The sequence below is a fragment of the Pseudomonas sp. R3-41 genome (assembly GCF_054161485.1).
In genome coordinates this window covers 5,258,075-5,270,491 of sequence record NZ_CP096421.1, presented here as the reverse complement: position 1 = coordinate 5,270,491, position 12,417 = coordinate 5,258,075, and the positions used below count along the sequence as shown (strand labels likewise).

12 protein-coding genes are annotated in these 12,417 nt (G+C 62.9%); 7 read left to right on the top strand and 5 right to left on the bottom strand.

The window, feature by feature from the left end:
- Window positions 1-27: 27 nt before the first annotated feature.
- Window positions 28-501, bottom strand: a complete 474-nt coding sequence (locus M1D99_RS22565) for a cyclic nucleotide-binding domain-containing protein (RefSeq protein WP_458130805.1) — start codon at window positions 499-501, stop codon at window positions 28-30.
- 222 nt (window positions 502-723) lie between these two features.
- The gene (locus M1D99_RS22560) at window positions 724-2,778 is read right to left on the bottom strand and encodes a S9 family peptidase (RefSeq protein ID WP_434571797.1); all 2,055 of its coding nucleotides are present in this window, start codon (window positions 2,776-2,778) and stop codon (window positions 724-726) included.
- A 135-nt stretch (window positions 2,779-2,913) separates the two neighbouring features.
- Between M1D99_RS22560 and M1D99_RS22555 the strand changes: the two genes are divergently transcribed.
- The 7 genes from M1D99_RS22555 to M1D99_RS22525 all read left to right on the top strand — a co-directional run bounded on the left by M1D99_RS22555 (window position 2,914) and on the right by M1D99_RS22525 (window position 8,793).
- A complete protein-coding gene (locus M1D99_RS22555) occupies window positions 2,914-3,411 on the top strand; it encodes an MFS transporter (RefSeq protein WP_250962775.1) in 498 nt (165 codons plus the stop codon).
- A gap of 32 nt (window positions 3,412-3,443) precedes the next feature.
- Window positions 3,444-4,220, top strand: coding sequence for a class II glutamine amidotransferase (locus M1D99_RS22550; RefSeq protein ID WP_186704579.1), 777 nt, complete (start codon window positions 3,444-3,446; stop codon window positions 4,218-4,220).
- Between the two features lie 12 nt (window positions 4,221-4,232).
- Window positions 4,233-4,775 carry a DUF2937 family protein gene (locus M1D99_RS22545; RefSeq protein ID WP_039593345.1) on the top strand — a complete coding sequence of 181 codons (543 nt, stop codon included), beginning with the start codon at window positions 4,233-4,235 and terminating at the stop codon, window positions 4,773-4,775.
- A gap of 283 nt (window positions 4,776-5,058) precedes the next feature.
- Window positions 5,059-6,345: an MFS transporter gene (locus M1D99_RS22540; protein ID WP_060738732.1), complete on the top strand. Its 1,287-nt coding sequence runs from the start codon at window positions 5,059-5,061 to the stop codon at window positions 6,343-6,345.
- 77 nt (window positions 6,346-6,422) lie between these two features.
- Window positions 6,423-7,175 carry a 5-oxoprolinase subunit PxpA gene (locus M1D99_RS22535; RefSeq protein WP_434571792.1) on the top strand — a complete coding sequence of 251 codons (753 nt, stop codon included), beginning with the start codon at window positions 6,423-6,425 and terminating at the stop codon, window positions 7,173-7,175.
- Window positions 7,172-7,876 (top strand): 5-oxoprolinase subunit PxpB, encoded by a 705-nt coding sequence (gene pxpB / locus M1D99_RS22530; RefSeq protein ID WP_434571790.1) that lies wholly within the window; start codon window positions 7,172-7,174, stop codon window positions 7,874-7,876. Before M1D99_RS22535 ends, pxpB begins: the two co-directional genes overlap by 4 nt.
- Entirely contained in the window at window positions 7,873-8,793 is a 921-nt protein-coding gene (locus M1D99_RS22525) for a 5-oxoprolinase subunit C family protein (RefSeq protein ID WP_434571788.1), read from the top strand. Before pxpB ends, M1D99_RS22525 begins: the two co-directional genes overlap by 4 nt.
- Window positions 8,794-8,899: 106 nt before the next feature.
- Here the strand turns inward: M1D99_RS22525 and M1D99_RS22520 are convergent, their stop codons facing one another.
- From M1D99_RS22520 to M1D99_RS22510, 3 genes are all read right to left on the bottom strand, one after another.
- Window positions 8,900-10,078 (bottom strand): vWA domain-containing protein, encoded by a 1,179-nt coding sequence (locus M1D99_RS22520; protein ID WP_003198888.1) that lies wholly within the window; start codon window positions 10,076-10,078, stop codon window positions 8,900-8,902.
- 34 nt (window positions 10,079-10,112) lie between these two features.
- On the bottom strand, window positions 10,113-10,958 hold the full coding sequence (locus M1D99_RS22515) for an AAA family ATPase (protein WP_186704583.1): 846 nt from the start codon (window positions 10,956-10,958) through the stop codon (window positions 10,113-10,115).
- A 257-nt stretch (window positions 10,959-11,215) separates the two neighbouring features.
- Window positions 11,216-12,292 carry a DUF748 domain-containing protein gene (locus tag M1D99_RS22510; protein ID WP_434571786.1) on the bottom strand — a complete coding sequence of 359 codons (1,077 nt, stop codon included), beginning with the start codon at window positions 12,290-12,292 and terminating at the stop codon, window positions 11,216-11,218.
- Window positions 12,293-12,417: the final 125 nt, after the last annotated feature.

The following is a 12,417-nucleotide window of genomic DNA, read 5'->3' as shown; positions in this document are numbered from 1 at the left end:
GGTTGCCACAGAGGATTATGGCGGCTGTCAGACCTGCTGCGACAACAGCTGCCCATCGGCCATGCGCAGGCGCTTGGACAGGGAGACGGCGAGGGCGCGGATGATCTTGGCGGCGATCTTGGGGGCGTCGTTGAGCATTTTTTCCAGGGAGTCCTTGCCCAGGTTCAGCAACTGGCAATCACTGGCGGCGATGCAACTGGCTGAGCGCCGTTCACCGTCGAGCACGGCCATTTCGCCGAAGGCCCGGCCGCTGCGCAGCGTGGCGATGGTCACGGGTTGGCCGTCGGGGCCGGTTTTCTGCACGGCCACCTGGCCGGTGTGGATGATGCACATGAAGCTGCCGGCATCGCCTTCGCGGAAAATCGCTTCGCCCTCGGTGATGGCGCTGATGCTGAAGTAGCCCGACGCCGCGGCGAAGTCTACCGGTAGCAACTGGTCGAACAGGCCGCAGTCCATCAGCCAGTCGCGGATTTCTTTGTTCAGTAAGGTCGGTTCTGACATGTCGGCACGGTCTTTTTCTTGTCGTTTTCTGCGGTTCTTTGGATTGTCTTGAGTGCAAGGCGATCTCTTGTGGGAGCGGGCTTGCTCGCGAAGACGGTCGGTCATTCGACATCCAAGTTGAATGTCAGTCCGCTTTCGCGAGCAAGCCCGCTCCCACAATGGGGCAGCGTCATGTCTGAGCCTTGCGCATGCAGCTAAGACCCGGCCATCCCACAGAGTTCCTCAGACCCGCCCCAAAACCTTCAAGACAAATGCATATTCGAGCGCTACGTCACGTAATCCCTGGTAGCGCCCGCTCATTCCGCCGTGGCCGGCGCCCAGCTCGGTCTTGAGCAGCAGGGGGTTGTTGTCGGTCTTGGTGGCGCGCAATTTCGCCACCCACTTGGCCGCTTCCCAGTACTGCACGCGGCTGTCGTTGTAGCCAGCGATCACCAGCAGCGCCGGGTACGCCTGGGCGCTGACGTTTTCGTACGGGGCGTAGGCCCGGATCCGATCATAAACGTCCGGCTCCTCTGGATTGCCCCATTCGTCGTATTCGGTGACCGTCAGCGGCAAGTCCGGGTCGAGCATGGTGTTGAGCACATCGACGAACGGCACTTCGGCAATCGCCACCTTGAACAGCTCCGGGCGTTGGTTGAGCACCGCGCCGATCAGCAGGCCACCGGCACTGCCGCCGCTGATCGCCAGTTGCCCGGCGGTGGTGAAACCGTTGGCGATCAAATGTTCGGCGCAGGCGATGAAGTCGCCGAACGTGTTGTGCTTATGTTCCTGCTTGCCGGCGCGATACCAGGCTTCCCCCAGCTCGCCGCCGCCCCGTACGTGGGCGATGGCAAACGCCACGCCGCGGTCGAGCAGGCTCAGCCGCGAATGGGAAAACCACGGGTCGAGGCTTTCGCCATAGGCACCGTAGCCGTACAGGTACAGCGGCACCGGCCGGCCGAGGTCTTCGCGCCTGACCACCAGGCTGATGGGCACCTGGGTGCCGTCCGGCGCCGTGGCCCAGAGCCGCTGGCTGACATAGGCGTCGGCATCGAACGGCCCCAGCACAGGGGTTTGCTTGAGCACCACCTGGGCGCCGCTGGCCAGGTCCAACTGACGGATCTGCGCCGGACGGTTCAAGGCCTCGTAACGCAGGCGAATGCGATCGCTGATGAATTCCAGGCTGTTCTGCACATGCAGGCTGTAGGCCGCGTCCGGCAGTTGCACCCGATACGCCGGCAAACCCTGGGGATGCACCTCGATGATCGGCAGGCCGCCTTCGCGCAGGCTCAGGGTCATGGCCCCGGCGTTCAGGCTCAGGCCGTCGATCATCACCGTGTCGCTGTGGGGGATCAGGTTCTGCCAGTCGGCCTCGGTTGGTGCCACGCCGGTGTCGGCGGCCTGATACAGGGCGAAGTTGATCCCGTCGCGGTTACTGCGGATCAACCAGGTCCATTGACCATCGAGGAGGCCGTGGTCGACGTCGTATTCGTGGTTTTCCACCCGTGGTGCCAGGCAGGTGAAGGGCTGTTGCGGTTGCGCGGCGTCCAATACCCAGACTTCGCTGGTGGTCTTGCTCCCGAGGGACAGGATCAACTGCTTTTCCGAACTCGAACGATAGCAATGCAGGAAGAAACGTCCGTCCGGCTCATGGAACACTTCCTCGGCGGCCGTGCCGTCCAGGCGATAGCGCCAGAGCTTGTGGGGGCGGTGGGTGTCGTCCAGTTCGCCAAAAAACAGCGTCAGGCTGTCGTTGGCCCAGGTCATGCTGCCGTCGCAATTGTCGAAGGACAGTTCACTGACCTTGTCGTTGGACAATTCCTTCACGAACAGGGTGTAGATCTCGTCGCCCGTGGTGTCCAGGCTGTAGGCCAGGCGCTGGTGGTCGGGGCTGATGCTGAAGGCGCCCAGGGCAAAGAAACCGCCGCCGGCCAACGCGTTCGGGTCCAGCAGCAGTTGTTCGTGGCTTTCGTCCACGGTCAGGCTGTCGTCAGCCGGGCGCGGGCAACGGTAATGGCGTGGGTATTCGTCACCGGCGGTGGTGCGGGTGTAATACAGGTACGGGCCCCAGGGCGAGGGCAGCGACAGGTCGGTCTCGAGGATCCGGCCCTTGATTTCCTGGAACAGGGTTTCGCGCAGTTCGGCCTGATCGGCGAGTTGCGCCTCCTGGTAGCTGTTTTCCGCCTTGAGGTAGTCGAGCACGGCGTCGGTGTCGCGTTCCTGCAGCCAGGCGTACGGGTCAACACCGGCGTCCCTGCGGGCGATCGGGGCGTTGGAAACGTGGGCAGATAGGGACATGAAAGGCTCTCGAACGTTGTACGAAAAGGGACACGCGGTCTGGACAGAACCCACCGCCCAGGCCATTCGCCAGACGCCGGGGCAGCCTGACGCGCGAAAAGCCGTTACTATAAGCGCCTCTTTGCCTGCCTTGCCATGGACACCATGACCGAGAATGACTATCTGATCGCCTGGGGCCTCTACGCCTTCGCCGCCCTGGGCTGCCTGCTGGTGTGGATGCGCATGACGCGCTGGATGTGGCGCTGGTTGCGTGAACCGCTGCGCTTGCTGATGGCGGTGTTGCTGTTCAGCCCCACCGTCGTCGATCCGGTGAAGGACAAGGTTGCCCCGGCCCTGGCCATTGTCGCCCTGGACATCTTGTTCAAGGTCGGCAACAACGCCTGGCGGGCGGCGTCCGACCTGCTCATGTACGGCATGATCGCCTTCGGCCTCTACCTGGTGATCGTGCTGATCCGCTTCCCCATCGAGCGGGCCGCCAACGCGCGCAAGGAACGGGCTGCCGCCGCCAAAGCCGCCGCCGCGGCCGATGAGCCGGAGGACGAGCCACCGTTCGGTGTGGCCGGGGATGACCGTTACGGTCGCCCGCCCGTGCCGAGCAACCCCCAGCGTTCGCGTATCGAACCGCGCCTGTAAGCAGGCCTGCCCCTTGAAGCGAGAGTTCGAGCATGTGTGAGTTACTGGGCATGAGTGCCAATGTGCCGACCGACATCGTGTTCAGCTTCACCGGGCTGATGCAGCGCGGCGGCAAGACCGGGCCGCACCGGGACGGCTGGGGCATCGCCTTCTATGAGGGCCGTGGCCTGCGCCTGTTCCAGGACCCGGCCGCCAGCAGCGAATCGGAGGTGGCGAACCTGGTGCAGCGTTATCCAATCAAGAGCGAAGTGGTGATCGGGCACATTCGCCAGGCCAACGTCGGCAAGGTCTGCCTGTCCAACACCCATCCGTTCGTGCGTGAGTTGTGGGGCCGCAACTGGTGTTTCGCCCACAACGGCCAGCTCGCCGATTTCCAGCCGGGCGCAAGCTTCTACCGCCCGGTGGGCGACACCGACAGCGAAGCGGCTTTCTGCGATCTGCTCAACCGCGTGCGCCAGGCCTTCCCCGAACCGGTGGACGTGGAACAGTTGCTGCCGTCGTTGATCGAGGCCTGCACCGAATACCGCAGCAAAGGCGTGTTCAATTGCCTGCTCAGCGATGGCGACTGGCTGTTCTGTTATTGCTCGACCAAACTGGCCCAGATCACCCGTCGCGCGCCGTTCGGCCCGGCGCGGCTCAAGGATGTGGACGTGATTGTCGATTTCCAGGCGGAAACCACACCCAACGACGTGGTCACGGTGATCGCCACCGAACCCTTGACCGAAAACGAAACCTGGACCCGCTACGAACCGGGCCAATGGAGCCTTTGGCGACGCGGCGAATGCGTCAGCCAGGGCCGGACCGAATAAGGACGTCACGCTATGTTGCTCAGTTATCTACGGCTGGTGTTGTTCGCGGTGGGCCTGTTGGTTGGGGTCCAGGTGCCAGGGTTCATCAATGATTACGCCAAGCGGGTCGAGGCTCACCTGATCGAGGCGCAGACCGGCCTGCAAGGTTTCCAGGGCACCGCCAACCAATTTTTCAAGGGTGACATGCAGGCGCTGGTGGCCCATTACCGCGCCAGCGAAGACCCGATCTTTCGCAGCGATGCCGACAGCCTGAACACCTTGCTCGTGCGCCAGCAGGCCTTGGACAAGCAATTCCAGGCGATGCAAGGCCCGTGGTACATCCGCCTGCTGCAAGTGGCGCTGGCCGCCGATCCGGACATCCGCAAGGAAACCTGGAACGGCTACAGCTACCAGATCCTGCTGACCCCCGAAGCGATGATCTGGGGCATCAGCGGCGCGATGTTGCTGTCGTTCGGCCTGGAATGCCTGTTCCGCCTGATCGACTGGGTGGTGCTGGGCGGCAAGCGCCTGCGCCAGGGCCGGCCGATCGAAGAGCGTGACCTGCGCGGGCTCTGACTCGATGGTTCAGTGAGCTTCCTGTGGCGAGGGAGCTTGCTCCCGCTGGGCTGCGGAGCGGCCCCAAGATTTTGCGAGCGCTACGCACTCGAGCGGGAGCAAGCTCCCTCGCCACAAAAGCGGTCTGCCTTTGCGGGTGATGTGCTGCCCAATCAAATTTTTCTTATGACCCAGCCAAGGTTTTATTCGTTGGACGGGATCGGCCGCGCGCTCAAGAATCGGGGCAACGGTCTCCACGTCAGCGTCGTCGAGACTCACAACAATAAAACCGTGGAGAACCACCATGAGTGCACCCGACACGCTCGGCGTCCCCCAACCCCAGGCCCGTTCTGGCCCGTTCGATTGGTATCGCAACATCAACCAGCAGGAACGTCGCACCTTCTGGAGCTGCAAGATCGGTTACGCCCTGGACGGCATGGACACCCAGATGCTCAGTTTCGTGGTGCCGACCCTGATCGCGATGTGGGGCATCACCACCGGCCAGGCAGGCCTGATCCACACCAGCACCTTGATCGCGTCGGCCATTGGCGGCTGGGTGGCGGGTATTCTCTCGGACCGGATCGGTCGGGTGCGCACCTTGCAACTGACGGTGCTGTGGTTCGCGTTCTTCACCTTCCTGTGCGGCTTTGCCCAGAACTACGAGCAGCTGTTGATCGCCCGCACCTTGATGGGCTTCGGCTTTGGCGGCGAGTGGACCGCCGGTGCGGTGTTGATGGGCGAGGTGATCCGTGCCAAGGACCGTGGCAAGGCGGTGGGCATGGTGCAATCGGGTTGGGCGCTGGGCTGGGGCATGACGGCGATTCTGTATGCGCTACTGTTCTCGGTGTTGCCGCCGGAAGATGCCTGGCGCGCACTGTTCATCCTCGGCATCGTGCCGGCGGTGTTCGTGATTTTCGTCCGCCGGCTGGTCAAGGACCCGGAAGTCTATAACCAGACCAAGGCCCGGTTGACGCCGGAAAATCCCGCGAAGTTCTACGAGATTTTTGCCCCTGGCATCCTCTTCACCACCCTGCGTGCCTCGCTGCTGACCACCGGTGCCCTGGGCGGCTACTACGCCATCACGTCCTGGCTGCCGACGTTTCTCAAGAATGAACGGGGCTTGAGTGTATTGAGCACCGGTGGCTACCTGGCGATGGTGATCGTCGGTTCCTACGTGGGCTATGTCATCAGCGCGTACCTGTCGGACATCCTGGGACGAAAGAAGAACTTCGTTCTGTACGCTGTCGGCTCGTTCACCATCGTCCTGCTGTACACCCAGGTGCCGGTGAGCAATAACGTGATGCTGTGGTTGGGCTTTCCCCTGGGCTTTTTCGCTTCCGGGATGTTCAGCGGCATGGGCTCGTTCCTCACCGAGCTGTTTCCTACGCGCATCCGCGGTTCGGGCCAGGGCTTTTGCTACAACATTGGCCGGGCGGTGGCGGCATTGTTCCCGCTGTTGATCGGTATCTTGAGCCAGAAGGTGCCGCTGAGCGTAGGTATCGGCGCGTTCGCGGCGGTGTCCTACGGCGTGGTGATCCTCGCGGCCCTGAGCCTGCCGGAAACCCAAGGCAAGCAGTTGGAAGCCGAGTAACTGATACCCTGTGGGGGCTTGGGCTCCATGGCTTGGCCCCACAGTCAAAGAAGAAAAAACCTACAGGAGCGTTCACCGTGAACCGCCTGCTACTGAATTGCGATATCGGCGAAAGCTTCGGCAGCTGGACCATGGGTCTGGACGCCGAGGTGATGCCCTTCATCGATTGCGCCAACATTGCTTGCGGCTTCCATGCCGGCGACCCGAGCATCATGCGCAAGACCGTCAGCCTGGCCCTGAGCCACGGCGTGCGGATCGGCGCGCACCCGGCCTATCAAGACCTGGCGGGCTTCGGCCGGCGTTCCATGGCCTATGGCGCCCAGGAGCTGCAGGACTTGCTGCACTACCAGATCGGCGCCCTCGACGGCATCTGCCGGGCCCAGGGCGGGCGAGTCAGCTACGTCAAGCCCCACGGGGCGATGTACAACGACATGATGGCCAACCCGGCGCAATTGCGCGCCGTGATCCAGGCCGTCGCGGCCTATGACCGGCAACTGCCGCTGATGCTCATGGCGACCCGGGACAACAGCGCCGCCCAGGCCCTGGGCGACGAGTACGGCCTGACCCTGTGGTTCGAGGCCTTTGCCGATAGGGCCTATGACAGTGCCGGTCGCCTGGTTTCGCGACAGGCACCAGGGGCGGTGCATCACGATCCCGAGGTCATCATCGGGCAGGCCCTGACCATTGCCCGTGGCGATGCGTTGACCGCCAGCGACGGCAGTGCCTTGCACCTCATGGCCAATACCTTGTGCGTGCACGGCGACAACGCCAGCTCCGTGGCGGCCGTGCAGCGCATCCGCGAAGCCCTGGACGGGCAGAGTGCGCCATGAAACCACGCGTGGAAGTGGTGGCGGTGGACTGCCTGATGGTGCGCCTGTTCGATGAGATCACCGAGGCCAACATGCCCTGGATGCTCGCCGCCAGCGAGCGCCTGCGAGCGGTGTTTGCCGAGCGTTTGATCGATCTGGTGCCGTCCTACACCACCTTGATGGTGCACTACGATTTGCTCGCCCTGAACCCGGTCCAGGCCCGCGATTTGATCGACGAGGCGCTGCATAACCTTTCACCGGATGCCCGCTCGACCGGCCAATGCCATGTGCTGCCGGTGTGGTACGACGTAAGCGTCGGGCCGGAGCTTGAGCTGTTGGCGAGTCGCAGCGGCTTGACGGTCGCCCAGGTGATCCGCCGCCACAGCGAACGGGAGTACCAGGTGTTTGCCCTGGGCTTCGCCCCCGGTTTCGCCTTCATGGGGCTGGTGGACGAAGAACTGGCCGCCCCGCGCCTCGACACGCCACGCAAGCGCGTGGCAGCGGGCAGCGTCGGTATTGCCGAGCGTCAGACCGCGGCGTATCCAGTGGTTTCGCCCGGCGGTTGGAACCTGATCGGGCGCACCCCGGCCAAACTGTTCGATCGTGAGCGTGACGGCTACAGCCTGATGCAGCCGGGGGACACGGTACGTTTTGCCGCCGTGGACCACGCCGAATTCATCGCCCTGGGTGGCGACGACACACCGTTGGAGGCCCAGGCATGAGCCGGTTGTTGATCGAGGCCAGCACCCCGCTGTGCCTGTTACAGGACGCCGGCCGTTTCGGCGTGAGACACCTGGGCGTGACCCAGGGCGGCGCGGCGGATTGGTTGTCGATGGCCTGGGCCAATTGGATGCTGGGCAATGACCTGGACGCGGCGGTGGTGGAGATTACCCTCGGCGGCTTTACCGTGGTGGCCGACGAGGATTGCGTGCTGGCGCTGGCCGGGGCTGACCTGGGCGCGCGGATAGACGGCCAGGGCGTGGCATCGTGGCGTTTCTTCAGCTTGCGCAAAGGCCAGGTCCTGGCGCTCACCCAGCCCGTGCTCGGTGCCCGGGCCTACTTGGCGGCCCCAGGTGGGTTCAATGCGCCTACGGTGCTGGGCAGCCGGGCGACGGTGGTCCGTGAGGAACTCGGTGGCCTGGATGGGCGGGGGCGGGCGCTGAGTCGCGGTGAACACTTGAGCTATTCAGGCACGCCGACGCCGCGGCCCATGCCCCACACGCGGATTCCGGATTTCCAGCAAGCGCAGCCGCTGGACCTGATCCTCGGTGCGCAGAATGGCGCGTTCAGTGGGCGCAGCCTGTTCGATGCATTCAACACTGCGTGGACGCTGGACAGTCGCGCCGACCGCATGGGCATGCGCTTGCTGGGCACGGCGTTGGAATATCAGGGGCCGGCGATGATTTCCGAGGGCATTCCCCTCGGTGCCGTGCAGGTGCCACCGGACGGCCAGCCGATCGTGTTGCTCAACGACCGACAAACCATCGGTGGTTATCCACGCCTGGGGGCGTTGACGCCGCTGTCCCTGGCCCGGCTGGCGCAATGCCTGCCGGGGGCGCAGGTGCGGTTGCGGCCGGTGGTGCAGGAGGTTGCGCATGGGCAGCAGGTTGAGTGCCTGCGGGGGCTGTCAAACCGCTAAAAGCTTCGCGAGCAAGCCCGCTCCCACACTGGATCTGTGTCGCACAGGAGATCCCTTGTGGGAGCGGGCTTGCTCGCGAAGAGGCCCTTACAGGCACCGGAAGACTTTACTTGGAAAGAAACCGCATCCCTTCCTCCAACCCCCGCAACGTCAGCGGATACATCCGGTCCTCCACCAACTCGCGCACGATGTTGGTCGAGGCGGTGTAGCCCCAGGTGTCCTTGGGGTACGGGTTGATCCAGATGAGTTTCTTGTACTTCTCCATGAAGCGCTGCATCCACACATAACCGGCTTCTTCGTTCCAGTGCTCGACGCTGCCGCCGGCCTGGGTGATTTCATAAGGCGCCATGGCGGCGTCGCCGATGAAGATCACTTTGTAGTCGGCACCGTACTTGTGCAGCAAATCCTGGGTCGAGGTGCGCTCCGAGGTGCGGCGCAGGTTGTTCTTCCACACCGATTCGTAGACGAAGTTGTGGAAGTAGAAATACTCCAAGTGCTTGAACTCGGTCTTGCAGGCCGAGAACAGTTCTTCACAGATCTTCACGTGGGCATCCATCGAGCCACCGATGTCGAACAGCAGCAACAGCTTGACGGTGTTGCGTCGCTCCGGGCGCATCTGGATGTTCAAGAGGCCGGCGTCCCGGGCGGTGTGATCGATGGTGCCGTCGATGTCCAGCTCTTCGGCCGCGCCCTGGCGGGCGAACTTGCGCAGGCGGCGCAGGGCGATCTTGATGTTGCGGGTGCCCAATTCCACCTGGTCATCGAGGTTCTTGTATTCGCGCTGGTCCCAGACCTTTACGGCTTTGCCCTGGCGCTTGCCGGCGTCGCCGACCCGGATGCCCTCGGGGTTGAAACCGCCGGAGCCGAACGGGCTAGTGCCGCCGGTGCCGATCCACTTGTTGCCGCCGGCATGGCGTTCCTTCTGTTCTTCCAGGCGTTTCTTGAATTCTTCGATCAGCTTGTCCAGGCCACCGAGGGACTGGATCTGCGCCCGTTCCTCGTCGGTCAGCGAACGCTCGAATTCCTTGCGCAACCAGTCTTCGGGAATCAGCGCCTGGAGGTGATCGTCGAGCTTCTCCAAACCGTTGAAGTAGGCGGCGAAGGCCCGGTCGAACTTGTCGAAATGCCGTTCGTCCTTCACCAGGATCGCCCGGGACAGGTAATAGAACTCGTCCATGTCGGCGAAGATCACCCGCTGTTTCAGCGCGTTGATCAGGTCCAGCAGTTCACGCACCGACACGGGCACCTTGGCGGCGCGCATCTCATTGAACAGGTTAAGCAGCATGGCAATCGCCCTCGCTCTTGTTAAACGAAGAGGATCAGCGGGTGCCGCGACGGCTCATGAACGCCAGGCGCTCGAGCAGTTGCACGTCTTGTTCGTTTTTCACCAGGGCGCCGGCCAGCGGCGGAATGGCCTTGGTCGGATCACGCTCGCGCAGCACCGCTTCGCCGATGTTGTCGGCCATCAGCAGCTTGAGCCAGTCCACCAGTTCGGAGGTGGAAGGTTTTTTCTTCAGGCCCGGCACCTTGCGCACGTCGAAGAACACGTCCAGCGCTTCGCTGACCAGGTCCTTCTTGATGTTTGGGTAATGCACATCGACGATTTTCTGCAGGGTGACGCGGTCGGGGAACGCGATGTAGTGGAAGAAGCAGCGGCGCAGGAAGGCGTCCGGCAGTTCCTTTTCGTTGTTGGAGGTAATGATGATGATCGGGCGCTGCTTGGCCTTGATGGTTTCGTCGGTCTCGTAGACGTAGAACTCCATCTTGTCGAGCTCTTGTAGCAGGTCGTTGGGGAACTCGATGTCGGCCTTGTCGATTTCGTCGATCAGCAGGATCACCCGCTCCTCGGACTCGAACGCTTCCCAGAGCTTGCCCTTCTTCAGGTAGTTGCGCACGTCGTGGACTTTGTCCACGCCCAACTGTGAGTCCCGCAGGCGGCTGACCGCGTCGTACTCGTACAAGCCCTGGTGGGCCTTGGTGGTGGACTTGATGTGCCAGGTGATCAGGCGCGCGCCGAAGGACTCGGCCAATTGCTCGGCCAGCATGGTTTTGCCGGTGCCTGGTTCGCCCTTGACCAGCAACGGCCGCTCCAAGGTGATGGCGGCGTTCACGGCCAGTTTCAGGTCATCGGTGGCCACGTAGGCGCTGGTGCCTTCGAACTTCATCTGCAATTTCCTCGAACGTGTCGCCGGCCCGGCGAGGCGGGGCGCGCGAAATAAATATCGTGCCCGACTATAACGCGAGGCCGCGCCGACTGTGAACGCAGACGCTGTATTCAGTCTCTGAATGGGGCGTCACATGTTGACTCAGTCTTGTGGCGAGGGAGCTTGCTCCCGCTCGAGTGCGCAGCGCTCGCAGGCTTTTTAGGGCCGCTTCGCGGCCCAGCGGGAGCAAGCTCCCTCGCCACTAAAAGCCGCAAATCTCAATCCTTCGAAGGCGGTGGCTGTTCATAACGGGCATTGAAGGCCTGGACGAAACCGTTGCGCAGGATCTGCAGGAAGGCTTCGAAGGCGCTGATGTCCTGCTGGTGAACATTGCCGCTGAGTTCCACCCGGGTGGCAAACTGGTTCTTGCGCTGGTTCTTGAGGGCCGTTTCGCCGGTGCCGACCAGCGCTTCCCAGACCGAGCGGAAGATGTTCTTGTTCTGGTTTTCCACGTCCTGCTGCCAGTCGAATACGTCGACATCCCGCAGCAATGGCTTGATATAGCCGCTGAGCTTGGCGTTATCGGCTTCAGCCTCGATCACCAGGTCGCCGTGGCCGGCATTGAAATCGAACTTGCCATAGGCGGCGGCAAAATCGTTGAGGCGCTTGAGTTCGATGTTCCTGGCCCGCAGGCGGAAATCGAAATCCTCGAAGTCGCTCAAGGGGTCGAAGGTAGCCTGCATTTCCAGGGGCGCATGCTCGGCCACCAGGGCCTTGCCTTCGAAGCGGGCGTCGCGCTTGCCTTCGGTGTCGACCACGTTGGTCAGGTTATAGAAGCTGGCGTTGACGTCGGTGGCCCGCAGGTTGACCGGCGGCTTGGAATTGAAATTGCGAAAGGTGACCTTGCCCTCCCGGATGCGCACTTCGTTGAAGGTGATGGGCAGCAGTTTTTCCAGTTGCTGGCGCCAGTTGGTGCCCTGGCCGGTCTGGGAGTTCTGCCGGTTGGCCCCGCCGTCGACGAAGTTCACTTCGGGGCGGGTGAACTCCACCTCGGACACCACCGCATGGTCGTACCACAGCGAGTGCCAGCTCACCGACAGGTCCACCAGTGGCGCGTTGACGAACGGCACCGGGACCTTGCCGTCGACCTTGACGATTTCCAGGCCGTTGATCCGGTAGGCACCGCGCCACAGGGCCAAGTCCACGTCGGCGATCTGGCCGCGATAATCGCCCATGTCGGCCAGTTTATCGTTCAGGTAGTCGCGTACCAGGTAAGGCAGGGCGAAATGCAGGGCCACCAGCACCGCGACGAGGGTGGCGAAAACCCACAGTGGCCAGCGGTATCGACGCTTCATGTCTGTCAGTCTCCAGCGTTTGTTGGGGGAGCGCCTCCTAATGCCATTGACTGTCGCAACAACGGGAACGTTCGGTGCAACTGGACGCCCATGGGCAACAGGCATACCTTTAAAGGCTTCAATTT